This window comes from Collinsella intestinalis (assembly GCF_902364775.2).
Taxonomy (GTDB): Bacteria; Actinomycetota; Coriobacteriia; order Coriobacteriales; family Coriobacteriaceae; genus Collinsella.
This window is the reverse complement of record NZ_CABJEU020000001.1, coordinates 541,988-565,770: the sequence shown is the minus strand read 5'-3', so window position 1 is coordinate 565,770 and position 23,783 is coordinate 541,988. Positions and strand designations below refer to the sequence as shown.

General features: G+C 60.8%; 22 protein-coding genes. 9 read left to right on the top strand and 13 right to left on the bottom strand.

The features are described from left to right. Positions 1–16 precede the first annotated feature (16 nt). The 4 genes from FY258_RS02405 to FY258_RS02390 are packed head-to-tail and all read right to left on the bottom strand — an operon-like array spanning position 17 to position 4,848. Positions 17–1,063: a restriction endonuclease subunit S gene (locus tag FY258_RS02405; RefSeq protein WP_118102804.1), complete on the bottom strand. Its 1,047-nt coding sequence runs from the start codon at positions 1,061–1,063 to the stop codon at positions 17–19. A gap of 46 nt (positions 1,064–1,109) precedes the next feature. Further along, complete coding sequence (gene xerA / locus FY258_RS02400; RefSeq protein ID WP_118102802.1) at positions 1,110–2,099, bottom strand: site-specific tyrosine recombinase/integron integrase; 990 nt, start codon at positions 2,097–2,099, stop codon at positions 1,110–1,112. A 56-nt stretch (positions 2,100–2,155) separates the two neighbouring features. Then, a complete protein-coding gene (locus FY258_RS02395) occupies positions 2,156–3,328 on the bottom strand; it encodes a restriction endonuclease subunit S (RefSeq protein ID WP_118102800.1) in 1,173 nt (390 codons plus the stop codon). Beyond that, entirely contained in the window at positions 3,328–4,848 is a 1,521-nt protein-coding gene (locus tag FY258_RS02390) for a class I SAM-dependent DNA methyltransferase (RefSeq protein WP_118102798.1), read from the bottom strand. The genes FY258_RS02395 and FY258_RS02390 overlap by 1 nt, the downstream gene beginning before the upstream one ends. A gap of 174 nt (positions 4,849–5,022) precedes the next feature. Between FY258_RS02390 and FY258_RS02385 the strand changes: the two genes are divergently transcribed. Then, positions 5,023–5,598, top strand: coding sequence for a YaiI/YqxD family protein (locus FY258_RS02385; RefSeq protein WP_118103970.1), 576 nt, complete (start codon positions 5,023–5,025; stop codon positions 5,596–5,598). Here the strand turns inward: FY258_RS02385 and FY258_RS02380 are convergent. After that, positions 5,572–6,678 (bottom strand): putative manganese transporter, encoded by a 1,107-nt coding sequence (locus FY258_RS02380; protein ID WP_118102796.1) that lies wholly within the window; start codon positions 6,676–6,678, stop codon positions 5,572–5,574. The two genes, FY258_RS02385 and FY258_RS02380, sit on opposite strands and share 27 nt — an antisense overlap. 491 nt (positions 6,679–7,169) lie before the next feature. On the opposite strand from FY258_RS02380, the gene FY258_RS02375 reads away from it, so the two are divergent. Continuing rightward, on the top strand, positions 7,170–8,135 hold the full coding sequence (locus FY258_RS02375) for a 3'-5' exonuclease (protein ID WP_118102794.1): 966 nt from the start codon (positions 7,170–7,172) through the stop codon (positions 8,133–8,135). 139 nt (positions 8,136–8,274) lie between these two features. Beyond that, positions 8,275–9,648, top strand: coding sequence for an immunoglobulin-like domain-containing protein (locus FY258_RS02370; RefSeq protein ID WP_262348765.1), 1,374 nt, complete (start codon positions 8,275–8,277; stop codon positions 9,646–9,648). Between the two features lie 165 nt (positions 9,649–9,813). Here the strand turns inward: FY258_RS02370 and FY258_RS02365 are convergent, their stop codons facing one another. Beyond that, positions 9,814–10,056 carry a helix-turn-helix domain-containing protein gene (locus tag FY258_RS02365; protein ID WP_118102790.1) on the bottom strand — a complete coding sequence of 81 codons (243 nt, stop codon included), beginning with the start codon at positions 10,054–10,056 and terminating at the stop codon, positions 9,814–9,816. A 15-nt stretch (positions 10,057–10,071) separates the two neighbouring features. Further along, a complete protein-coding gene (locus tag FY258_RS02360) occupies positions 10,072–10,791 on the bottom strand; it encodes a DUF2975 domain-containing protein (RefSeq protein ID WP_182279378.1) in 720 nt (239 codons plus the stop codon). A 230-nt stretch (positions 10,792–11,021) separates the two neighbouring features. Between FY258_RS02360 and FY258_RS02355 the strand changes: the two genes are divergently transcribed. The 3 genes from FY258_RS02355 (at position 11,022) to FY258_RS02345 (ending at position 13,759) form a co-directional block, all read left to right on the top strand. After that, the gene (locus FY258_RS02355) at positions 11,022–11,381 is read left to right on the top strand and encodes an ArsR/SmtB family transcription factor (RefSeq protein WP_182279377.1); all 360 of its coding nucleotides are present in this window, start codon (positions 11,022–11,024) and stop codon (positions 11,379–11,381) included. Between the two features lie 103 nt (positions 11,382–11,484). Further along, a complete protein-coding gene (locus tag FY258_RS02350) occupies positions 11,485–11,703 on the top strand; it encodes a cation transporter (protein WP_118102786.1) in 219 nt (72 codons plus the stop codon). A 127-nt stretch (positions 11,704–11,830) separates the two neighbouring features. Beyond that, positions 11,831–13,759 carry a heavy metal translocating P-type ATPase gene (locus FY258_RS02345; protein WP_118102784.1) on the top strand — a complete coding sequence of 643 codons (1,929 nt, stop codon included), beginning with the start codon at positions 11,831–11,833 and terminating at the stop codon, positions 13,757–13,759. A 187-nt stretch (positions 13,760–13,946) separates the two neighbouring features. On the opposite strand, the gene FY258_RS02340 is transcribed toward FY258_RS02345, so the two are convergent. Continuing rightward, the gene (locus FY258_RS02340) at positions 13,947–15,224 is read right to left on the bottom strand and encodes an MFS transporter (protein ID WP_182279376.1); all 1,278 of its coding nucleotides are present in this window, start codon (positions 15,222–15,224) and stop codon (positions 13,947–13,949) included. 183 nt (positions 15,225–15,407) lie between these two features. On the opposite strand from FY258_RS02340, the gene FY258_RS02335 reads away from it, so the two are divergent. Continuing rightward, positions 15,408–16,643, top strand: a complete 1,236-nt coding sequence (locus tag FY258_RS02335; protein ID WP_259324405.1) for an MFS transporter — start codon at positions 15,408–15,410, stop codon at positions 16,641–16,643. A 118-nt stretch (positions 16,644–16,761) separates the two neighbouring features. On the opposite strand, the gene glyA is transcribed toward FY258_RS02335, so the two are convergent. From glyA to FY258_RS02320, 3 genes are all read right to left on the bottom strand, one after another. Then, positions 16,762–18,024 (bottom strand): serine hydroxymethyltransferase, encoded by a 1,263-nt coding sequence (glyA, locus tag FY258_RS02330; RefSeq protein ID WP_118102778.1) that lies wholly within the window; start codon positions 18,022–18,024, stop codon positions 16,762–16,764. A gap of 256 nt (positions 18,025–18,280) precedes the next feature. Beyond that, complete coding sequence (locus FY258_RS02325; RefSeq protein ID WP_039910319.1) at positions 18,281–18,709, bottom strand: FKBP-type peptidyl-prolyl cis-trans isomerase; 429 nt, start codon at positions 18,707–18,709, stop codon at positions 18,281–18,283. Positions 18,710–18,833: 124 nt separating this feature from the next. Next, on the bottom strand, positions 18,834–20,108 hold the full coding sequence (locus FY258_RS02320; RefSeq protein WP_118102776.1) for a uracil-xanthine permease family protein: 1,275 nt from the start codon (positions 20,106–20,108) through the stop codon (positions 18,834–18,836). Between the two features lie 149 nt (positions 20,109–20,257). Here FY258_RS02320 and FY258_RS02315 point away from each other — a divergent pair, with 149 nt between their 5' ends. Together FY258_RS02315 and FY258_RS02310 are read left to right on the top strand one after the other, a co-directional pair. Then, positions 20,258–21,079 (top strand): M48 family metallopeptidase, encoded by an 822-nt coding sequence (locus tag FY258_RS02315; RefSeq protein WP_118102774.1) that lies wholly within the window; start codon positions 20,258–20,260, stop codon positions 21,077–21,079. A 510-nt stretch (positions 21,080–21,589) separates the two neighbouring features. After that, complete coding sequence (locus FY258_RS02310) at positions 21,590–22,267, top strand: hypothetical protein (RefSeq protein WP_147350711.1); 678 nt, start codon at positions 21,590–21,592, stop codon at positions 22,265–22,267. A gap of 712 nt (positions 22,268–22,979) precedes the next feature. Here FY258_RS02310 and FY258_RS02305 read toward each other — a convergent pair. After that, the gene (locus FY258_RS02305) at positions 22,980–23,117 is read right to left on the bottom strand and encodes a rubredoxin-like domain-containing protein (protein ID WP_006723000.1); all 138 of its coding nucleotides are present in this window, start codon (positions 23,115–23,117) and stop codon (positions 22,980–22,982) included. A gap of 138 nt (positions 23,118–23,255) precedes the next feature. Further along, the gene (locus FY258_RS02300) at positions 23,256–23,768 is read right to left on the bottom strand and encodes a flavin reductase family protein (RefSeq protein WP_182279375.1); all 513 of its coding nucleotides are present in this window, start codon (positions 23,766–23,768) and stop codon (positions 23,256–23,258) included. Positions 23,769–23,783 lie beyond the last annotated feature (15 nt).

The window sequence follows — 23,783 nt, the reverse complement described above, 5'->3', positions numbered from 1 at the left end:
CGTTCTCACTCGCTGTTCAGGGGAATAACACGCGAAACAACGCAATTATAGACCCATATGTCTTTAGCAAGTTAAACCTCGATTTGTCGACCTCGGCGACGAAGGCGGCGAATTCTTGCTGGAGAGCGAGCGGGGGCAGAAAAGCAGGAAGACTCCTGAACTTCGTCATAGAAATGTTCTGCATTGACCCGCTGGAGCCAGTAGATGCATTGGATATCTCCCGCCTCATTCGAGAAGAAGATAGCAACGCCTTAAGAAACACCGTATTGACCTCATCTGTCGGATCAATCCTCCATAGCTTATCCGGAAGAAACAAACACGCGCAATCTTTATCAACAATTGCCGTTGCACCGACCATTTCGCTGGTATTTGCACGGCTGAATAACAAATCACCTTTTCGAGGATGAACCATCTTAATTGATGAGACATCTTCGACAACCTTATATTGGCTAGCGTCAAATACGCCTTTTGTCACAGCACTTATCTTTAATACTCCGTACTCGCCCTTCAAGAGAGGCCGTTGCTTTCCGCCCACGTTTGTTCCAGCAACGATCTCAGCAACCAGGTGCCCCATGGGCACACTCTCGTATTTCATACCGCCAAACATCTCGACAAACCGGGATTTGACGAGAGTGTCGAGCCTCTCGTTTTGCTGATGCAGTATATCGATTTGGTCCTCAATGGACCCCAGCATGCCGACAATACGCTCCTGGTCGGCCATGGAAACATATCTGACCAAACGCTGCCCATAATCCTTGAAGTATATGTGCGGAATCGTAGAGCCGCTGAACCCATCGCCGAGGCGCATCGCACGAATCAGATGGAGCAAGTACTCAGGCAGCACCATTTCCGTGGGGATAAGCGCCTGCATGGTGCCCAGAACCGATGTACGCGCCGAACACAAATTGGCACGCCCAACACCAGCGCCATCCTTTACAACGGCGACATATCGAGCGCCATTTTGAAACGTAGACATCGACCCGATGATCCCCGAAGCACCGTACACGGCATAAGGGCCATCATCAATTAGATCTTTCTGCCTGAGAGCAGATCTCCCTTTCATGCAAAGTTGGTTAAGCCTCACCCACTCGCCGTCAAACGGGGGTTCGTCAGCCGATGTACTTGTGGTGCGATCGCTTCACGTTTTGCTGATCGACCATGGCGTAGCAAAGTGTTGTCTCAATTTTGCTGTGCCCCAACAGCACCTGTACCTGCTCGATCGGCATCCCTTTATCAATCGCTTTCGTCGCAAGGGTCCGCCGAAACTTGTGCGGATGCACGCGTTCCCCAATCGCCGACCTCCCAAGCTCACGCAACCGCGTCTCAACACCGCTGATTTCAAGTCGCTTATAGGGATAATTGAGCGATACAAATAGCGCGTCGTTTTCGTCGATTCGTTGCTCAAGGTAAGCGCTCAGATGAATCTTGGCTCGTGCATCGAAATAGACCTTACGTTCCTTGTTGCCCTTGCCCTTAACCACACACTCTCGATTTGTCAGATCGACATCCCACCTGTTGAGCTTCACAAGCTCACCGACGCGCATTCCCGTTGAGGTCAAAAGGTCAACGATTGCAAGGTCTCTAACCGTTTTGCATCCGTCCCTCAAGGCTTCCATCGACTCATCGGTAATGATGGGCTTTACCGCTTTGAGCGATCGAATCTTTTTGATTCTCCTGACGGGGCTCTTGTAAACGATGTCCTCGATCTCAAGCCAAGAGAAGAAGCTCGATATTATCCGCCGGATATTGTCCACGGTGACATTACTCACCCGACCGCTCTTCTGGCACGCCGTCAAATACCCACGCACATCATCGGTCGTAACCTCGATAAAGGATTTGCCAATAGTTCTGGAGAAACGTTCGAGTGCCTGCGAATAATACCGAATGGTTCTAATGGAGCAGCCCTCGACAGACTTTGCAGACAAAAACGCGTCTATCGTCTCACCGTTAGTGGAAAACTGGGTGTTCCTCAAAGGAAAATCACCCGCGTCGAGCAGACAATGATCGAGTACGGAATGTAGTTTTCCCAGTTGATCGTTGCTAAGAATCGGCGCCATAAGTCGCTCGATCTCCTTGATGACAAGTACTTTCTCATTCATAAGGGCACTCCTTACCGCACGTGAACACATGCGGTAAGGATGCAGCAACGAACTGCTTAGCCAAAATACTCCTGAGCAAGGCTATCGTAGAGCGTCTGCAACTTCTCGATCTTCTGCTGAACGATAAACCTCGATTTGTCGACCTCGGCGACGAAGGAGGCGAATTCTTGCTGGAGGGCAAGGGGAGGAATACCGATTGGCATCATCTTAAGAGCAGTTGCACCAAAGTTTTGCTGGGATGAGCCCGCTTTGAATCTCCCCACAAACTCTTTCCCAATCGGAGAGTTAATCAACTGGCTGACATATTCCGCCGTAACGGGCGAATCGTCCCTCAAGCGCACGATCAGAGTTGTAAAGGTTTGACAGCCCTCGTATTTCTTCGGAACCACACATGCTATGCCCGGATAACCTGTCCTTGTAACGAGGATATCACCCGCCTTCAGCCTTTTCTTTTTATATTTCGCTGCAAATTCCGGATCAATGTAAACAAGATCAGAATCCTCCAGCTGATTCTCGCGTACGTTCAGGTTCCTCAGCATGACTACTCCTGAATCTACATAAGCGTGCGTTGCGGCATTTGCAATGCCCACAGTCACAAACTCCGAGACATCTTGAAGAGTAGTTTCAAATTCATTGCTGTAGCTGCCGAATATCTCGACAAACCGGGATTTGACCAACTGGTCAAGCAGAACTAACTGTCTGCGCAGAACTCTCAGCAGCTTTTCGAGGCTAGACAGTCTTTCGACCGTAAGTAGCTGAGAGGCCATGGCGGGCAGCTTTACCCTGTAACTCGAAACCACCTTTTTTGACAGCTCTCTAAACGTCGCGCCGGTTCCCATTTGCTGCAGTTCACATGACTTATATCTGAGTAGACGGAGCAACCACTCATTGCTTATCTCCGACGAGCAAATTAGACACTTAAATCCCTGGTTACAGCACATCTCATCGCCGGCTAGGGCAACTTTTCCAATCGGTGCGCGCGTGGTGAGCAACACTGTACCCGCAGGCATAATGCGGAGACGCGCAGCCCTGACACCCTGGGGAGTCACGTGTTTGAGGGTGTCTGTAACCAAGTTGACTGATTCTCGAATCTCAGCGGGAGTAACCCACTTAATATCTCCGCCCCAGTTGCCGGGATCATCGGTTTTCGGTGTTGATCCCCCAACGACCTTACACACATCTCCGAGTTTAACCCACTCGCCGTCAAACGGGGGTTTGTTCGCGGGCATTAGAGATCACCTTCAAGCATCTTGTGAAGCTCAGCCAGGCCGGCAGCAAACTGGGCATTCAGCTCATCCAGCTCGGCGAGAATCTCGCTTGTAGGAGGGTACTCAATACGCTCGTACTCGGTTTTGGTGTACTTGTTGAAGCTGAAGTCGTACTCGTTGTCGACAATTTCCTGCTTGGGAACAAGGAAGCTCTTCTCAGTACGCTCGCGCTCAGACTCGTCACCAAGGTTCGCCCAGCGCTCGATAATATCGGGGATATCGTTGTTCTTCTCATCCGGATCGCGCTTGTCATCGAGCGTATAGCCGTCCGCCTCCATGTTGTAGAGCCACACGTTATCTGTACCGCCGGCGTTTGTCTTGGTGAATACCAGAATCGCCGTGCTCACGCCGGAGTACGGCTTGAACACGCCGCTCGGTAGGTAGATGATCGCCTCAAGCTTATGATCTTCCACGAGCTGCTGACGCAGCTGACGATACGCCTTCGAGTTCGAGCGGAACAAAACTCCATTGGGGACGATGCACGCGCAGCGGCCACCGAGCTTGAGCATGCGCAAGAACAGAGCAACGAACAAAAGCTCAGTCTGTTTGGTCTCCACAATGGCGCGGAGGCCCTTATCGATATCCTCCACGTCAACGGAGCCCGTGAACGGCGGATTCGCCAAAATGACATCGTACTTTGAACTGATTGCGTTCTTCTGTGAAATGCTGTCGAGGTATCGCACATCGGGCGAATCGACGCCATGGAGCATGAGGTTCATAGCGCTAATGCGTAGCATCGTTTGGTCGATTTCAAAACCGTTGAACTGCGGCGTAGCCCCATTTGTTCCGGCAAACGCATCCCACTGATCGGCGGTCATTTCGCTTCCATAGCATTTGCGAATATGCTCGGCCGTCGAAATCAAGAAGCCCGCTGTTCCGCATGCCGGATCGCATACAAGCTCTCCCGCCTTGGGATCGATAAGCTGCACCATCAGATCGCGAATATGCTTTGGCGTGCGGAACTGACCGTTCGTGCCCGCAGTGCTGAGCTTGGAGAGCATGTATTCGTACAAATCTCCCAGGTCACCGATATGCTCATCGTAATCAGCCAACAGCTCTTCAACGCCGGTAACCGCCTTCTCCAAAAGCGCGGGCTTGCCTGCCGGGAATCCAAGCGTAGCGTTCTCCATGGTCTTGGAAAACGCAGTCGAGCCACCCAGTGTTTTGATGAACGGGAAAGCGAAGCGGTCGACGATGTGGTACATATCCTCGGCACGCTTGTCCTTGAAAGAGCTCCAGCGAATCTCCCTGCCCGCGATCTTTTCACCGCGATCGTTCGAGAAGGCCTCGGGAAAAATATGAGGCTGCTCCACTCCAAGCATGTTCTCCAAGCGCTCCATCTCGAGCTCTTTCTCATCGAGAGAGCGCATGAACATGAGATACGTCAAGTTGCTAATAACATCGAGTGGGTTGGTGATGCCGCCCTCCCACATCTTCTGCCAGATAGCATCAACCTTATTTTTGGCTGCTCCGGTAATCACCTTGCCGGTCCTTCCATCAAGGGTTTATCACTCAGCTAAGAGTACCGTCTGCCTTTCGGCAAATAAAGAGCGGGAGCATTCCGTTGATAAGATATAAATGCTCGAACGATCGAGAATGGAGAAGGAAGCATGACGGCACATCAATCTGACGAGGCTCTTGCCGATACGCTCGAAATGAATAATGAAGACTGCACCTCATACAGCTTCCCCACCCTCATCATCGACGCCGACGCATGCCCGGTCACACGTGAGGCGCTCGCCTGCGCACGCTCGGTGCGCATCCCCGTGCTCATCGCCGGGAACTCCACGCAAAACCTCGCCCGCCGCATCCGCCGCGACGACCCGCGCGAGGCCGAACACGCTCGCGGACGCGACGCGACGCACCCGGGATTCTGGGCCGAGACCCTCGATGTCTCATGCGGCGCCGACAGCGCGGACTTTGCCATCATCGAGCGCCTGGAACCCGGCGACGTGGTAGTCACGCAGGACATCGGCCTTGCCAGCATGGTGCTCGGCCGTGGCGCCGCGGCCATCGGCGTACGCGGGCACATCTACAACAAGGCCACCATCGATATGCAGCTGCTCATCCGCCACGAGGAGAAGAAGGTCCGGCGCGCGGGCGGGCGCACGCAGGGGCCGGCCGCCTTCACCGACGACGACCGCGAGCGCTTCCAGCGCAACCTCGCCCAGCTCCTGCGCGAGGCTCTCGACAGCAAAACCGCGCTACATCCCCAGCGCTGCGAACACTAGACCCCAAACGCATGCAGCCAAGAACAATCCAACCACGATCACGGCGTTCTCACGCGGGTGGCGGTTGGTGCGGAACAGCACCAGGTACCCCACGCCGGCAGACGTGAGCAGACCCGCCATGAGCGGCGCGAAGCCCAGCACGCCCTCCAGGTAAAGCTGCGTGATGACCACGCTCGCCGAGCAGTTGGGCACCAGGCCCACCAGCGCCGAGGCGAACACCGCGAGTAGCTGGTTGCCCGAGAGGAACGCGGCCAAGGCATCCTCACCCACCGTTTCCAGAACGAGCACCAGCGCGAACGTCACCAGGAAAATGAAAAGGCTCACCTGCACGGTGTGCGAGACGGCGCTCATCACGATTGACCCGGCGATTCCGAAGCGCCCGCCGGCGTGATCATGGTCATGGCCGTGGCCGTGGCCGTGATCATGGTCGCAACCCGCCACGTGACCGTCGGCATCCTCATGGCCGTGCTCATGGCCGTGGTCATGGCCGTGCTCGTCTCCATACACATGTGCGTGATCGTGGCCGCAGCCGCAATGATCCTGTTCGCACAAACGGCAAATATGTTCGGCGGTCTCCCCGCCCTCGGCCATCTGATCCACCACGTCGGCCTCCATACCGTCGCGACACACCAAGAACACCGTGCGGCGCAAGAACGCGTGCACGCGGGCGTTTTTGCGCAGCGCGCGGATGGCGAGGTCGGCAAGCACACCCGTGATGAGCGCGACCAGCACCTTCAACCCCAGCACGCGGAACAGCAACCCCGCGTCAACCCGCTCTGCCACCAACATGGGCAGCATCTCATCGGACGTGGAGAGAAACACCGCCACGAGCGTGCCGAGCGTCACCACACGACCGGCGTAGAGCGTGGCCGCCATGGCCGAAAAGCCACACTGCGGGACCACGCCCAGCAGCGCGCCGGCAACCGGTCCGGCAGCGCCCGCGCGGCGAACCACCGCGTTCGCACGGGCGCCCGCGGCATGTTCGAGCGCCTCGAGCGCAATATAGGTCACGAACAGGAACGGCACGAGCACAAGGGTGTCCTCGAGCGCATGCTCTATGAAATGCAGCAGCAGATCCACGGCCGACTCTCCTCAACGGAAACATCCAGCGGGGCCCAGCGCCCCGAGGCGTAGCTGTTTACATACCCCGCGCACCACTTGGCAAACGTACGGTATGCGAGTGAACCAGTATACTAAAAGTTGCCTTTGGATAACTCGTAACAAACAGCAGACCTTCCGAACAACAAAAAGTCGCCCGACCGCGGTCTTCCGCAGTCGATGATCTCGGAGCTATCTCCTTTTCCCATGCGCGTGGCTAGATACAATGGCTCGATTGTACCGCCGAGGTGAGGTGGGGCCAAAAACGGTCGGAACGCGGGGCGCAAAGCAGGAAGACACCCCACCGCCTTCACCCCAATTGCCACTAAATAAGTTTCACACCTCAAACACTTCAGCCCCGCCGAGACCCTCTATACTCGTGTTCGAACGATCTTCGACCGCGCACGGGCCCGCCAAAATACTCCGACGGGCACCGCCACGCAGCCGCTTTCTTCACGATAGGAGCTCTTCCCATGAACGCACAGCAGGCACTCGAATACTCGATGCAACCCTTCATCCCCATGTTCATCTACGGCGACTACGACGCCATGGAATCCGAGCGCCAGCGCGGCGAGGAGGCCATGAAGGCACTGCTCGACGAATGGCGTACAAACGAGGAGCCCAGCTTCGATTTCAGCGTTATCCTCACGCTGGCCGATCAGAACCGCGAGCTGTGCGATCAGATCGGCGAGGCGCGCCTGCGCAACCTCTCGAGCCCGCTGCTCGCGCGCAACCTCTCGGATGCCGACCTGTGCGCCGGCATCGGCAAGATGCAGGGCCGTGCCGCCAGCGCCGTCGCTCGCGAGGTCCGCGGCGACCGCGACGCCTACTCCGTCGCCTACGTGCGCAAGCCCATCAAAGGCACGGTGCTCGGCATCGACATCGAGACCACCGGGCGCGCACCCGAGCGCGGCTACATCATCAACGTGGGCTGGGAGATCATGGAGCTCACCAGTGACGCCGTGCCGCACGACCCGCAGGCGTTCTACTGCGGCATCCCCGATATGTACCGCGAGACGGGCGTGCCGCTGGCCGACATCCACCATATCCAGTGGTCCGACCTCGACGGCAAGACGCCCTTCCGCGAGGACGTGAAGCTGCAAAAGGAGCTGCTCAAACTCATGAAGCGCTACCCCATCATGGCGCACAACGCAGCCTTCGAGGACAGCTGGTTCATGCTGCACCTGCCCGGTTACGCTGAGGCGCGCCGCGCGGGCAAGATCATCGTCATCGACTCGCGCCATATCTGCCGCTCCGTTGACGGCGAGGTCCGCACCCTGCCGCGCGAGAGTGCACCCGCCAGCCTGCAGAACTGGGCACGTCGCCGTGGCACGCTTGCCGCCGACGAGAACGAGCTGCACCTGGGCCTCGACGACACGGACCTCATGCTGCGCACCGTGCAGGCGGAGTTTAACCTCAAATCAATGTTCCTCAAGTAGGGTCGCACTGCGTCGGGGCGGTGACCCCTACCGGCTGCGTGACAATTTCATAAGACGACTTGCAAAAAACGCTCCTATTCTCGGAGCGTTTTCGCGTTACACTCGACGCCATGACGCCCATCGTCCGCAGGAGGCCGACGTGAACCCCAGTGATCGCAACCGACACGCACCCCGCCCGCAGGGCGCGCGCCACCCGCAGCAAGCAGCTCGTCAACAGGGCGCGGCTCGCCCCCAGGTCGCGCATCATCCGCAGGCCCCTGCCAAACCGCACATGCGCCGAGCGCCGCACCCCAATCGAGCGACAGGCTCCCGTCAAGCCCCGCGCCCCGGCCATGCTCCGCGCTCCGGCCAGGCCCCGCGCCCCAACCAGGCCTCGCGCCACGTCCAGGCCCCATATTCCAACCAGGCCCCGCGCTCGCCGCGCAATTCGCGCACGCGCATCGCGGGAATCGCCGCGGCGCTCGTCCTCATCGCGCTTGTCGGCATGGGAGGGACGGCCCTCTTCCGGGCCATGTCCAAAGGCGGCGACCCCTCGCAGGATAAGCCCGGCAGCGCTCCCATCATAGAAGACAGCACGGTTGGCGGCAGCGCCGGCGAGATCGTCATCGGCCTCAACGGATCCAAAGACACCTATGTGCTCAAGGGAGAGGAATACCTCGAGGCGGGTGCCCATGCCGCCGAGCCCGCCGACGGCCTGCTCAACGCCAAGATTAAAACCTCGGGTAAGGTCGACACCTCCAAACCCGGCACGTACAAAGTGACCTATCGCGTGTCGGACTCGTCTGGCCACATCGCGGAAGCCGTACGCACCGTGCACGTGGTCGATTCGATGGAGACCATGCAGGGCGGCGTGCCCATCCTCATGTATCACTACGTCTACGACCCCGCAAACCCGCCGGCGGACCTCAACGGCAACTTCATCGCCAGCACCGCGTTTGAGCAGCAGCTCTCTTACCTCAAGGAAAACGATTTCTACTTCCCGTCGTATCCCGAGGTGAAGGCCTTCATCGAGGGGAAGCACAGCCTTCCGGCGAAGAGCGTCGTCCTCACGTTCGATGACGGTGAGATGGGCTTCCTAAACGTCGGTGTGCCCCTGCTCGAAAAATATCAAGTGCCCGCGACTTCGTTCGTCATCGCCAGCGACGCCGACGCCGCCCAAAAGGCCATCGACCACCGCAGCCCTTACGTCGCCTTCGAGTCCCACTCCTTTGGGATGCACAAGCCCGGCGGCAACGTGGGGCACGGCGGCATCATCAGCGCCATGGGCCGCGATGAGATCGCGGCGGATCTCAAGCACGCGCAGGAGATCGTGGGCGGGACCCAGGCCTTCGCCTATCCTTTCGGCGACGTCACCGACGACGGCCGCGCGGCCGTACGAGACGCCGGCATCCTCTGCGCCTTCACCACGCAAAACTCGTGGGCACACGTGGGCGACGACGTCACCGCCCTCCCGCGCGTGCGCATCTCCGGAGAGTATTCGCTCGATTCGTTTATCGCCCTGGTGAACGGATAGGACGCGCCGGCGGCAGCCAGCAGAAATGAACTCGCCCTCGCGAGGGCCGACTCTCAGGCGCCCGGCGAGCCCATGCTCACCCGACCTGGGTCAGTCCATCACATAGCGCTCCAGCATGGCCGCGTCGTGGATGACGATGCGGCCGTCGTGCCCGCTCGTCGCCCGTCAATCGGCCTCGTGCAGCCCCAGATGATCCCCAACCTCGTCATCGGGTATGTACTCCAGCAGATCGCCGGGCTGGCAATCGAGGGCGCGGCACATGGCTTCGAGCGTTGAGAAGCGGACGGCACTCACCTTGCCCGTCTTGATTCGCGACAAGTTAACCGGTGACAACCCGATGCGCTCGGCAAGTTCCTTTCCGCTCACCTTGCGTTCCGCGAGCATGCGGTCCAATCGCAGCACGATCATGCGCACACCATCCGTTTACAGGAGCTCGTCGTCTTGACGCTGCAAGACAACACCGTAATCGAAAGCGATGCCCACGGCGATGAGCAGCATGCCCAACGCGAGCATCCATCCCGTCTCCGCGCCGATCTCCCATACGCCCATCTTCCACATCCCCACGGGGGTCAGGTAAAACGTCTGTGCCAAAGACGAGATGAGCCATCCCACGACATTGGAAAGCACGACGGCGAAGACGGCGATAAGACCCGCGGACTTCAGGCGGCGCGCGGCCGCGGCGGTGAACGGGGTTCCCTCGCGCTCGATATCGCGGAAGAAGCGCGCACCCTGGAACAGCAAGAATGCTCCCATCAGTGTCGTAAGGACATCAGCCGCCTCTTGGGCGGCAGGCACCGATCCATCCCAATCGAAAAGCAGATAACGGTCATCCGATTCCGTCGACACAGAGCCGTCGTCCGTTACATCCCGATACGGGTCCCTGGCGAGATACCCATACACGGGATGGTCGACCTCGCCGTTGAACGACGCCCCCTCCCCGACGGATACCCAGCTCAACACCTCGGGCACAGCGGCGGGAAAGCGGTTCAACGCGGAGACGACGAGAAGCACGGCGGCCACCAGGCACAGCACCGCCGCCCCCGCGCACGCGTATGCGGCCCAGCGGGCGAACGTCGACAGCGCGCCAACTGCCTCATCGCGATGGCCCGACGCTTCTTGCGCGAACATGGCGGGAAACTTCATCGTCACCATCTCCTAGATATCTCGAACACCTTTGCGTTCCACCGATGTTATTCCCCAATATTAATGTTTGTCATTAATTATTTGCAAATGGCGGGGCTAAGGGTATCGAGTCGCCGGCAGACGGCAATACCTTTCATCCGGCTCCAAGCTTTTCCTTGACATATGAGCATACGTTCATATAATCATTTGTAGTTGATGTATGAGCATGTGTTCATATGAGAGGAGGTACCATGGATACCCACGAGAACCAGTGCTGCCTGAACGCCAACACGCCGGAGCGCGCTCTGGACGACGCCGCGGAGTCCCTCCCCGAGGAAGAGCTGCTCTACGACCTGGCCGACCTGTTCAAGGTCTTCAGCGACACCACGCGCATCAAGATCCTCTACGCCCTCATGAACGATGAGAAGAGCGTCAACGAGATCGCCGAGAACCTCGGAGCCTCGCAATCGGCCGTCTCCCATCAGCTGCGCATCCTCAAGCAGGCGCATCTGGTCAAATTCCGTCGCGACGGCCGCAACATCCACTACTCGCTCGCCGACGACCACGTCCTGACCATCCTCGACCAGGGCCTCACCCACATCTGCGAGTAACCCCCACCTCAATTTAGGGACTGCCCCTCAATTGAGGAACCACGAGCAAACGCCCACCCGGGTGGTCTCGATAGTCTTTCCAACCAACCGAAAGGAACCCATCATGCGTAAGGTATTCAAGCTCGACGAGATCGACTGCGCCGTCTGCGCCGGCAAGCTCGAGGACGCCATCAAGAAGCTCAACGGCGTGCAGGACGCCAAGATCAACTTCCTCACCCAGAAGCTCACCCTCGAGGCCGCCGACGAGGACTTCGACGCCGTGCTCGACGCCGTGGTCAAGCTCACCGCCGAGGTCGAGCCCGACTGCGAGATCCTGCGCTAAGACGCGCACGCTGCGCGACGCCCGCCAACGGCACCGAACGAACCGCGCGCTCGCCGACCGCCCGCCCAGCCCGCACAGATACCCGTGAACCGCCGACGACCGGCGAGCCCCATCGATTGGACCATTCATGAACAAAAAGCAAAAGAAGTGGTTGAAGCGCATTCTGCTCGCGCTCGCGCTCTTCTTCACCGTCATGGCGCTCGACGAGTTCGGCGTGCTCGCGAGCATCTTCGGCGAGCCGGGCGCGCTGTACGCGAGCTTCGCGCTCTACCTCATCCCCTACCTCATCGCAGGACACGACGTCCTGCTCAAGGCGTGGCGCAACATCCGCCGTGGCGAGGCCTTCGACGAGAGCTTCCTCATGGCCGTCGCCACCATCGGCGCATTCGCCATGATCTTCTTCCCCGAGACCGAACCGCACATGGCCGAGGGCGCTGCCGTCATGCTCTTCTACCAGGTGGGCGAACTGTTCCAAAGCTACGCCGTGGGCAAGAGCCGCAAGTCCATCGCCGCCATGATGGATATCGCCCCCGATTACGCCAACATCGAGCGCGACGGCGCGATTGTCGAAGTCGATCCGGATGAGGTGCAGGTCGGCGACATCATCGTGGTCAAGCCCGGCGAGCGCGTGCCGATCGACGGCGTCGTGGTCGACGGTACCTCGCAGCTCGACACTGCCGCCCTTACCGGCGAGTCCGTGCCGCGTCACATCGAGGTGGGCGGCGAGGTCATCTCCGGCTGCATCAACATGACCGGCGTCCTGCGCATCCGCACCACCAAGCTCTTCGGCGCGTCGACCGTGAGCCGCATCCTCGAGCTCGTGGAAAACGCCAGCGAGAAGAAGGCGCGCACCGAGAACTTCATCACGCGCTTTGCCCGCGTCTACACCCCCATCGTCACCCTCGCCGCCGTCGCCATCGCCGTGGTCCCGCCGCTGCTTGGCATGGGCGCCTGGGCCGACTGGATCCTGCGCGGCCTGACCTTCCTCGTGGTGAGCTGCCCGTGCGCGCTCGTCATCTCCGTGCCGTTGTCGTTCTTTGGCGGTATCGGCGGCGCGAGCCGCCTGGGCATCCTGGTGAAGGGCTCCAACTATCTCGAGGCGCTCTCCGAGGTCGACACGGTCGTCTTCGACAAAACGGGCACCCTCACCTCGGGCACCTTCGGCGTCGTGGGCGTGCACCCGGCAGGCGGCATCGACGGCGACCAGCTGCTCGCCATGGCCGCACATGCCGAGGCGTTCTCCGACCACCCCATCGCCCTCTCGGTCAAGAAGGCGTATCTGGACGAGGCTCCCGCGGATTCGGGGCGTATCATCGATCAGGCGCGCATCGAGAATGCCGCCGAGGAGTCGGGTCACGGCGTGAAGGCAACCGTCGACGGACATGCCGTCCTGGTGGGCAACGACAAGCTCATGAGCGCGCACGGCATCTCCTGCCCCGATTGCGAACTCACCGGCACCATCCTGCATGTGGCGATCGACGGCGCCTACGCCGGCCACATCGTCATCGCCGACACCGTGAAAGACGACGCCGCCCAGGCCATCGCCGATCTGCATGCCGCGGGCGTGGAGCGCTGCATCATGCTCACGGGCGACCGCGAGGAGGTGGCCCGCTCCGTGGCCTCCGACCTCGGTCTTGACGAGTACCATGCCCAGCTGCTGCCCGGCGACAAGGTCGAGCAGGTGGAGCGCATCCTCGACTCCGCCCGCGGCAACCTCGCCTTCGTGGGCGACGGCATCAACGACGCGCCGGTCCTCACCCGCGCCGACGTAGGTATCGCCATGGGTGCCATGGGCTCGGATGCCGCCATCGAGGCTGCCGACATCGTGCTCATGGACGACAAGCCGAGCAATATCGCCCGCGCTATCCAGGTCGCGCGCAAGACCATGCGCATCGTGCACCAGAACATCGTGTTCGCGATCGGCGTGAAGCTGCTCATCCTCGCGCTCGCCGCGGTGGGCATCGCCAACATGTGGCTTGCCGTGCTCGGCGACGTGGGCGTGGCCGTCATCGCGATCCTGAACGCCATGCGCGCGATGAACGTGAAGGATTGCTAGCGGCGCGAGAACACACCCGCATGGCGGGCATCGCTTGACCGCCCAAGCGCAAACCTTGAGAAAAGTTGCAGTGAATCGTCGATCCATCGAGTATGTCCATAGCGCACATCACGCTGACCAGCGGTTTTCCCAGCGCAATTGAGACAGCTACTTGAAGAGACGCGTTTTCACTGCAACTTTTTTACGTTCAGCATGCTTTGACGCTTCTCCCCCGAATCAGACATACCAAGGCCAGCAACGCCACGGCCTCGACACCGAACGCGAACACCCTGATTGCGGCGGGGCCGAACGAACCGTACAAGAAGCCCGAAATGACGCCACCCAGCATGGTTCCAACGCCCGTTACCAGCGCGAAGTATCCATAACCTGTCGCACGCTGGTCTGACGGCAGCAGGTCTGCGACATATGCGCGCATGGTCGACTCTTGCACCCCAGTAGTTAGACCCCAAAGCACCACGCCCACAGCGACGGGTGCAAAGGAGTCGCCGTACGCAAACAGCGGAATGCATGCGCTCAGCACGGGCAGGACCATCAGCGTCTTTGGTCCTATACGGTCGTACAACGCACCGGTCGCCAGAGCGGAAAGGCCGTCGACCAGCATTGCAATGGCATACATGACGGGGACAAACGACTCGTCGACACCGATTCCAACCATATGGAAAGAGAGGACGGCGAATGTCGCGACACCGATCAGCGACAAGCCGCAAAACAGGGAGTATGCCCAAAACTGACGTGGCAGCACCTGCGCGGCCGAAGCAACGGGAGCGGCAACGGAGTCGGCATCGCGAACTGCCGGGGCAGAGGGGCTGGCAGCACCGTTCGGAGCTGCGGCGGGATCGTCTATATCGGCTGTGCCCCGCTCGAATCGGGCCGGATCGGGATTGCGATGGCGCAGCCACGCGAGAACGGCGATTGCCGCCGCGCCCGGTAGGACCATGACCCCGAGCGCACGGCCGTATTCACCACCCGTCGCAAACAGAATGCCCGAGACGATCAGCGGGCCCAATGTGGCACCGATTTGATCCATAAGCTCGTGCAGGGCGAATCCCTTACCGCGGCCCACGGCGGCCGACGCGTGCGAGATCATCGCATCGCGCGAGGGTGTGCGAACGGCCTTGCCCATGCGCTCCACCACGACGAGTATGCCCACGGTGACCACACTGCCCGCGAGACCCATTGCGGGCACGGCAAGAGCGGTGATGGCATAGCCCGCGATCGCGAACAGCCAGTAGCGGCCCACGCGGTCGGCGAGCGGCCCCGTCACCAGGCGGCCGGCGAGCGAGGTCGCCTCGCCGAGGCCCGAGATGAAGCCCACAGTAGCCGCCGAAGCCCCCAACGAGGCCAACAACGGCCCCTGCACGCTCAGCGCACCCTCATACACAATGTCCATCAGCATGCTTACCAGGCCGAAGCCCATGATGAACTTCGACGCCGCTCGGGCGCCCGTCGAAATGCCGCTCTTCATGATCATCCCTCCCGCACGGGCCGCACGGATTGCGAGGCCCCTCATGGCAAGAAATGCCATTGTAGTCCTCAAGCGCGAGATAAACCCAAAGGTCAGAAGTCATGACACGGCCCTTACACTGGCTGCAGTGGCATAATGGTCAATTTGAACACCGACGACGCCTAAACCACGATGGGAGCACCCGTGACACCGAGCACTCGCACCGATACCCCGGTCGCGCCCGCCGCACCTCAGGACACCGTCCGCCTCACCCCGTACGCGCTGCTGTGCATCGGCCTGCTCATCGCGCTCGGGTTCTCACTCGGCTGTTCCGAGTTCATCGTGATCGGCATCCAGCCCGAGATCGCACGTGATTTCGGCGTTCCGCTTTCCCAGGCGGGCATGCTCATGAGCGCGTTCTCCATCACCTACGCCATCGCGACGCCCGTACTGGCCCTCGGCACCGGCCGCATCCCCCGCCGCACGCTGTTGATCGGTTACTCCGTCCTCTTTTGCGCCGGCAACAGCGCCGCAGTGCTCGCCACGAGCTTCGAGATGCTGCTTGCGGCCCGCGTGCTCATCGGTCTGGTATCGGGCGGCCTGCTCGCCATCGGCGCGACCTACATCCCCGAGCTCGCCGGCATGAAGCGCATCTCGATCTGCATCTCGCTCGTATACGCGGCGTTCTCCATCGCCATGGTCATCTCCACCTCGGCAGGCAAGTTCATCGCCGCCACCTGGGAGTGGCACTACGCCGTCATCGGCACGCTCGTCATGTCTCTCGTCGTGTGTGCGGCGCTCATCCTCGTACTGCCCCGCACCGGCGCGACCGATATCCCGGCCACCGCACGCGAGCAGATGCCGCTCCTGCGCGACCCGCGCATCATCGCCGGAACCGCCATCTTCATGTTCGGCGTGGGCTCCATCTACGTGTTCTACGGCTACGTGACGCCCTACCTCGAGAACATCCTCGGCATGGGAACCCTCGAGGCGAGCGGGGCGCTCATGGCGTACGGCGGCATGTGCTTCGCCTCCAACCTGCTCAGCGGCTGGTGCGACGCGCGCTTCGGCGTGAAGACCATGCTCGTGAGCTTTCCGATCCAGGCGGCCCTGCTCTTCGGCCTCTGGGCGGTCGGCCCCGCCATGCCCTGGGCCCTCGCGATCATCCTCGGCATCGCCCTCACCATGTACGTGGTAAGCACGCCGTGCATCTCGCTGTTCATGACCACCGCCGCCGAGGAGTACCCGCAGGCACTCACGCTGGCAAGCTCGCTGGAGCCCACGGCGTTCAACGTGGGCATCGCCTTCGGCACCGCCGTGGGCGGCGCGGTCATCTCCGGGCCCGGCATGCCATACGTGGGCCTGGTGGGCGCGGCTTTTTCGCTCGTCGCGTGGGCGCTCGCAGCACTCACCGTGCGCCTCGCAACCAAACGACGGTAAGGGCCTCGGCTGCGGGAGGGGCCTCGGCTACGGCAGGCGTCCCAGCAGCGGCGGGACCTCGGGCGCGGCGGACGTCACGGCAGCAGAGGGAGCCCCCATAGCAGCAGCGAAGACCCGGCTACGCCATCCCCGGATACAGCGGATGCGCCTCGAGCAGTGTTTCCACGCGCTTGCGCACGCACATGCGCTCCCTCGCGTCTTGCGGGGCAAACACCACGCGCGCAATAAGGCCGCCGATCTCATGGAACTCCTCGGCCGTGAAGCCACGCGTAGTGGCCGCGGCGGACCCCACGCGGACGCCGCTCGTCACGAACGGGGAGCGTGTCTCGCCAGGGATCGAGTTCTTGTTGACGGTGAGTCCCACCGCATCGAGCAGCGTCTCGGCATCCTTGCCCGAGATGCCCGCAGGCGTGAGATCGACCAGGCACAGGTGGTTATCGGTTCCACCGGACACGAGTCGCAGGCCGCCCGCCGCCATCCCCTCGCCAAGTGCCGCGGCATTCTCGACCACGTGGTCGATATACGTCTTGAACTCGGGGCGCAGGGCCTCGCCAAAGGCCACCGCCTTACCCGCGATCACATGCATGAGCGGACCGCCCTGTGTACCCGGGAACACCGCCTTGTCGATGGCGCGGGCAAGATCGTCTTCGTTGGTGAGGATAAAGCCGCCACGCGGGCCGCGCAGGGTCTTGTGGCTCGTTGAGGTGACGACATCGGCGTGCGGGAAGGGCGAGGGATGCGCTCCCGTCGCGACCAGGCCGGCGATGTGCGCCATGTCCACCATGAGACGGGCGCCCACGCCATGCGCGATGGCGGCGATGCGCTCGAAGTCGATGACGCGCGCATAGGCGGAGGCACCAGCCACGATCAGCGCCGGGTGCTCCACCTCGGCCAGGCGCTCGAGCTCGTCATAGTCGATGGTCTCAGTCTCGAGGGACAAGCCGTAGGGAACGAAGTTGTACAGCTTGCCCGAGAAGTTCACCGGGCTGCCGTGGGTGAGATGGCCGCCATGGTCGAGGCTCATGCCGAGGATCGTGTCGCCAGGCTTCACAAGGGCCGCGTAGGCCGCCAGATTGGCGTTTGCGCCGCAGTGGGGCTGCACATTGGCATGCTTGCACCCGAACAGCCTGCAAGCGCGCTCGCGGGCCAGGTCCTCCACCACGTCGACCTGCTCGCATCCGCCGTAGTAACGATGCGCGGGGTAGCCTTCGGCATACTTGTTGGTGAGCACGCTGCCCACTGCCTCGAGCACGGCCGGACTGGTGAAATTCTCGGAGGCGATGAGTTCGATGCTTCGACGCTCGCGGGTGAGCTCCCCTTGGATCGCCTGCGCGATGGCGGGGTCGCGATCGAAAAGTACGCGGGACGGGGATTCAAACATGGGGGTCTCCGTTCTTGTGATGTTCACGGCCGCCGGCCGGATTCGCCGCACATGGCAGACGGCTCACGGCAGCCGTAATGTCATATCCTAAGTAACGTTTTTCTTCTGCCCAGAACGCGCAGGGCGTAAACGCTGGGGCGGGCCGAATCGCGGGCCTCTCAAAACCCGAACCGAGGCGGCCGCAAACGCGACCGGAAAACAAAATGCCCGAGCCTTGAAGGCCCGGGCATCTCATTTCATCTGTGCGAACGCGGCGTTACTCCACGACCTCGACGAGCTCGATGTCGAAGTTGAGGTCGCAGCCGGCCAGCTCGTGGTTGGCGTCGAGCTTGACGCCCTCGGGCGAGACCTCGACGACCGTCACGGGCACGGGCATACCGCCGGGCCCCTGCAGGAAGAGCTTCATGCCGACCTCGATCTTCTCGAAATCCGGCACCTGATCGGCCGGGAAGAAGAGGATCATATCCTCGGAGCGCTCGCCGTAGGCCTCAGCCGCCGGGATGTGGACGGTCTTCTTCTCGCCCACCTCCATGTCGAGCACGGCGGCGTCGAAGCCCTTGATCATCTGGCCGGCGCCGGCCACGAACTCGATGGGCTCGCCGCGATCGTAGCTGGAATCGAACTGGGTGCCGTCGTCGAGCGTGCCGCGGTAGTGGGCCTTGACCGTCTTACCCTGGTTGGACATGTGCATCCTCTTCCTATCGTTGTGACCCCCGCCTGGATGGAGGCGGAAAGCTTCTAAGATTGCCGAGGCGAGCGCGATTCTGCCCGCCGGCACGTGGAACCACTATACCCGAGCGCGCGGAAGCTTAAGCCCGCACCTCGTCCTTCTTCTCCTGCGGGAGCACCAAATTCAAGATGATGCCCACGAGCGTGGAGGTGGCCATACCGGGCAGGGTGTAGTCGCCCAGCGGAATGGCGATGCCGGAGGTTTCCATGCCCACGCCAAGGATGATCACGACGGAAGCAATCATCAAGTTGCGGTTGACATCGAAATCGACGCCGTTGGAGACGAGCATGCGCAGACCGTTGGAGGCGATGAGGCCGAACAGCAGCAGGCACACGCCGCCCATGACCGGGCCGGGGATGGAGTTGATGAGCGCGGCGAGCTTGGGGCACAGACCGCCCACGATGAGCGCGAAAGCACCGGCATACCAGAAGATCTGCGTAGAGTACACGCGCGTGACGCTCATGACGCCGATGTTCTCGGCATACGTGGTGGTGGGAGGACCGCCGAGGAAACCCGAGATCATGGTGGACAGGCCGTCTCCGGCGAGCGAACGCGGCAACAACGGGCGATAATCCTTGTCGACGATCTCACCCACGGCGAGCAGATGGCCGATATGCTCGATGACCGTCACAACGGCGACCGGGGCGATCAACGCGATGGCGCCCATGTCGAACTTGGGAAAGCTCACGTTGGGCAGGCCGACCCATGCGGCCTCGGCGATGGGCGCGAAATCGACCATGCCAAAGGCGATGGCGACCGCGTACCCCACGATGATGGCGAGCAGGACCGGCACCGTGCCGACGATGCCGCCACGGCCGGAGAAGATCACGGCCGCGAGCAGGGTGATGGCGGCCACGATGGCGCCCTGCGGGTTGAAGACCGATGCGCCCGCGGCGTCGGTGCCCGTGAAGGCCATGTTCGCGGCGGTTGCGGAGAGGCCCACGCCGATGACCACCATGACCGAGGCAACGAGCACGGGCGGCAGCAGGCGGTCGAGCCAACCGGTGCCCACCAGTTTGATGATGCCGGCCACCACCAGGAACACCGCACCGGCGACAATCACGCCGGACATGGCCGCATCGAGCCCCTGTGTGGCGCCGACCGCGATGATGGGGCTGATGAAGGCGAACGAACTGCCCAGATAGCTCGGGATCTTACCGCCCGTGACCAACAGGTAGCAGATCGTGCCGATGCCCGAGCACATGATCGCCACGTTGGGATCGAGCCCGGTCAGCAACGGGACGAGCACCGTCGAGCCGAACATGCTCATTACATGCTGGATGCCCAGCGGGATGGCCCGCGCAGGCGAGACACGGTCATCGACGCCGATGACCTCGCGCTCATGGTGACTCATGGGCGCTCCTTTCGGTTGGTGACATTCGGTCTATGGTACCGTGTTGAACGCCCCGTGGGCGAACAATTCCCCATGGGAGCACATCTTGGTCAGCAGGTCCTCACGAGAGGGACCGCAGCGTCACAGATCGGCGAAAGGAGTCCGCAACGATGGGCGCAGGTATCATCCTCAACGTTGACGGACTCGAGATTCCCGTGAGCGTCGTCCGCAAGTGCGTGAAAAACCTCAACTTGCGCGTTCGCGCGGACGGGACCGTCACGCTCAGCATCCCGCAGCATCTACCGCTCGCCCGCGCGCGGGAGTTCTTGGACCGCAAGGGGGACTGGATCGCCGAGCGCGTCCGCCGCAACATCGAGCGCAGGCCCTCGCCGGACCTTGCCGGCGAGCTGCCCGACCGCATACCGCTCTGGGGAAAGCTCGTCCCACGCGACTCCGTTCAAGCAAACCCCGGTCAGGGCGTTTCTGGCTGGGGCGCCGGCGGTCAGGGTGTCCCCGGTCAGGGCGCCGGCGGTCAGGCGATCCCCGGCCAGACGATCCACGGTCAGGCCGCCGTCAATCGGAGCATTTCTGGTCAATCCGTCTCTGGTCAGACCACCCCCGGGCAGCCCACCCCCGGTCAAACCACCATAGATCAAGCCGCCCTCGACGAGCTCTACCGCACCGAAGTGCTGCGCGCGCTGCCCGATGTGGTCGAGCGCATGGAGGCCCGCATCGGCGTCCATGCGGCGCGCTGGAGCATTCGAATGATGAAAACACGCTGGGGTTCGTGCACGCCGAAGACCGGCGCAATCCGCATCAACGCCCGACTGGCCGCTTATCCGCCCGAGTGCCTGGAGTTCGTAGTGGCGCACGAACTCGTGCATCTTCTGGAGCCGAGCCACAACGCCCGCTTCCACGCCCTGCTCGATGAATTCTGCCCGGACAATCGCCATCTAGCAAAGCTCCTTAGGGAAGCCCCAGATTCGGACTAGCGCGCCCATACTTACCCTCACCCGTACGTCCACCCGCCCCGGCGTGGCAGAATAATGCCCGCATCCAATCGCAGATTGCCTACGCCTGGCGCCGGATTGTCCGCATAAGACCGCAAGTTGTCTACGCATATGCCAAATTGCATATGTCAGAGTGATAATTAGCTATGAGATTCTTCCGTTTGCGCCCTTTTAATAGCCGAATGCCATAGGCAATTTTCAACTGAGTCGCCAGTGCACGCCAACCCCATCCAGCCGCATAACCAAATTCGGAAACGTAGGGCTTACGGACAAATCATCCGATCGTCGAAAAACAGAAACTGCGTCCCAACGCATGCAGAACCCCCATCGGCATACCGCTCGCCGATTATTTCGAACGCTCACGGAGGCATATGGAGAACGCCACCCGCATACATCAGCGCGGTCAGATTCCTGTTAGACAAGTCGAAATACATGGCAGATATAAATTCCTCTATGGTCTCCCCAATGGGAAAGGGGCATGAGAGGAGAGCCATGAACGTCAACGAGAACCTCAGGCGACAGCTGTCCTGTGCTTCAAAGCGAAACCACCTGCTCATCGTACATACACCATCGGAGCGGAAAAGCTTGAAGCTCCTCGTCGCAAGAGGGGTGGCCATTGAGCCGATTCCGGGCGCCTTCTCCCTCAAAAAAGAATATGAGCGCATGAACCCTAGAGTTCGGGAACGCGCCCGAATCAAGGCGATTCACAAGTTGCACCCCGACTGGACGTTCTGCCTGTACTCGGCAGCCATTGCGCATGGCCTCCAAGTTCCCCACACCTTGCTCGATGCGACACACATCGCGATCGCAAAAGGGCGGAACTGGCGAAAGGCCGAGCCGACCATACATTCGCATATCCTCCATGACCCGATCACGACAATATCGGATGGCGTGCCGTGCACGAATATTTCGGCCACCATATTCGAATGCCTATGTGCAACAGACTTTCGATTTGGCCTCGCCATCGTCGATTCCGCGCTCCACAACCATCTCGTTTCTCGAGAAACGTTCATCGACTATTTCGAGCAGCATACACGGTATCGCCACGGGTCTCGTCAGGCACATACGACCCTAATGCATGCAGACGGCAGAAGCGAGAACGGTGGCGAATCTGTCGTGCGCGCAATTATTCTTGAGCTGGGGGTTTGCAGAACCCGATTTACAAGTTGAAATCGAAGACCCCCTCGACCCCGGCACATACAAACGCGTTGATTACTATTGGCTGCTCGAAGACGGCCGCGCAATTGTTGGAGAGCTAGACGGATTCGAAAAGTATCTCAAGTCCCACGGAAACCCACGCAAATCCCCTGACGAGAATCTTCGCTCCGCAATCAAAGCCATGAGACGCGAACGCATGAGGGAGACAGGCCTCAACCTTGCTGGCATTACCGTGCTGCGCTTTTCATACGCGGATGCCCTGGATACGGAGAAGTTCTTTTCCTTGCTCTCGACCGCTGGCGTACCGCTCGCGTAGAACAACCGCACATGCCGGCCCCACATGGCACGCCAGCATCCTCTCAGTGCACCCCGGCGTAGACTTCCTGCAATTGCCTATGAATATCTTCCGTTTCAACAACTCAATGTGGCAAAACCCATAGACAAAGAGGTGGCCCCGCAGGCAGAGAGGCGGGCGCCGTGGGCAAAACGCGAATCGCCATAGGAAACGCGCCGCCTACCGTAGGCAAGGCCCCATCAGAGCCCGCTGCCGCGGCGGACCAATTGCCCGCAATCGCGGCGTGCCAAGCGCCCGCAATCGCGGCGTGCCAAGCGCCCGCCATCGCGGCGGGCCAAGACCACGCCCCTTCACCAGACACACAAAAAGGGACGTCTCCTAAGAGACGCCCCTTTCATGATCCAGTTACCTGGCAGTGGCGAATGCGAGTTACTCCTCGACGGCCTCGAACTCATCCGGGCCAACGCCGCACACGGGGCAAACGTAGTCCTCGGGCAGCTCGGGGGTGTCGACCTCGACCTCGAAGCCGCAAACAACGCAAACGAACTTGTAAGTCTTGTCAGCCATGATGGCTCCTTTCACAGGCGAATGAACGTAAGCAGAGTATACCCAAGTTCCAAATGCCGCACACGCCGACGAAATGAACCTCGGAAACCTCTCGTTGCCTATATGCTACTGGAATTGTTTCCTATTAGCAAGAGCTTTTTACTCGGCCTGATATGAGCTCGCCTTGGGAGGCGTCTTGCCCTTCAGCGTGCTGTGATAGTACGCGTACGTGAGCGGGGGCTCATCCGAAAGGCGCTCGGCCTGCTCCACCTCACCGACAAACAAGTAATGCGTACCCACGTCGACCGTGTCGATCAAGCGGCAACCGTACACGGCGCATGCATGCTCGGGGCAATACGGACTCCCCACCCCGGAGACCGCAGTCTCGTATTTGGCGAACTTGTCATACGTGTCGCTGGTGCGGAAGCCGAAGTTGCCGATATAGGGCATGTCGGCCGTCTGGTCGATCGCGGTGATTGTGAAGGCACCCGCTTGCGCGATCACACTCGCGGTCACGTTGTCTTTGTGCACGGCGACGCTCATGCGGATGGGCTCGGCCGTCACCTGGACGGCCGTGTTCACCACGCATCCCGCCTTGAGGCCGTCGGCCTCGGCGGACACCACGTACACCCCGTAACTCATAGCGAACATCGCAGTTGAATCGATTGCCATGGCACTCCCCTTTCT

Excerpts from the sequence above, each read along its gene's own strand:
- FY258_RS02405 (WP_118102804.1), bottom strand. The coding sequence starts at position 1,063 with ATGAAAGGGAGATCTGCTCTCAGGCAGAAAGATCTAATTGATGATGGC.
- xerA (WP_118102802.1), bottom strand. The coding sequence starts at position 2,099 with ATGAATGAGAAAGTACTTGTCATCAAGGAGATCGAGCGACTTATGGCG.
- FY258_RS02395 (WP_118102800.1), bottom strand. The coding sequence starts at position 3,328 with ATGCCCGCGAACAAACCCCCGTTTGACGGCGAGTGGGTTAAACTCGGA.
- FY258_RS02385 (WP_118103970.1), top strand. The coding sequence starts at position 5,023 with ATGAATAATGAAGACTGCACCTCATACAGCTTCCCCACCCTCATCATC.
- FY258_RS02375 (WP_118102794.1), top strand. The coding sequence starts at position 7,170 with ATGAACGCACAGCAGGCACTCGAATACTCGATGCAACCCTTCATCCCC.
- FY258_RS02365 (WP_118102790.1), bottom strand. The coding sequence starts at position 10,056 with ATGATCGTGCTGCGATTGGACCGCATGCTCGCGGAACGCAAGGTGAGC.
- FY258_RS02360 (WP_182279378.1), bottom strand. The coding sequence starts at position 10,791 with ATGAAGTTTCCCGCCATGTTCGCGCAAGAAGCGTCGGGCCATCGCGAT.
- FY258_RS02355 (WP_182279377.1), top strand. The coding sequence starts at position 11,022 with ATGGATACCCACGAGAACCAGTGCTGCCTGAACGCCAACACGCCGGAG.
- FY258_RS02350 (WP_118102786.1), top strand. The coding sequence starts at position 11,485 with ATGCGTAAGGTATTCAAGCTCGACGAGATCGACTGCGCCGTCTGCGCC.
- FY258_RS02345 (WP_118102784.1), top strand. The coding sequence starts at position 11,831 with ATGAACAAAAAGCAAAAGAAGTGGTTGAAGCGCATTCTGCTCGCGCTC.
- FY258_RS02340 (WP_182279376.1), bottom strand. The coding sequence starts at position 15,224 with ATGAAGAGCGGCATTTCGACGGGCGCCCGAGCGGCGTCGAAGTTCATC.
- glyA (WP_118102778.1), bottom strand. The coding sequence starts at position 18,024 with ATGTTTGAATCCCCGTCCCGCGTACTTTTCGATCGCGACCCCGCCATC.
- FY258_RS02325 (WP_039910319.1), bottom strand. The coding sequence starts at position 18,709 with ATGTCCAACCAGGGTAAGACGGTCAAGGCCCACTACCGCGGCACGCTC.
- FY258_RS02320 (WP_118102776.1), bottom strand. The coding sequence starts at position 20,108 with ATGAGTCACCATGAGCGCGAGGTCATCGGCGTCGATGACCGTGTCTCG.
- FY258_RS02315 (WP_118102774.1), top strand. The coding sequence starts at position 20,258 with ATGGGCGCAGGTATCATCCTCAACGTTGACGGACTCGAGATTCCCGTG.
- FY258_RS02310 (WP_147350711.1), top strand. The coding sequence starts at position 21,590 with ATGAACGTCAACGAGAACCTCAGGCGACAGCTGTCCTGTGCTTCAAAG.
- FY258_RS02305 (WP_006723000.1), bottom strand. The coding sequence starts at position 23,117 with ATGGCTGACAAGACTTACAAGTTCGTTTGCGTTGTTTGCGGCTTCGAG.
- FY258_RS02300 (WP_182279375.1), bottom strand. The coding sequence starts at position 23,768 with ATGGCAATCGATTCAACTGCGATGTTCGCTATGAGTTACGGGGTGTAC.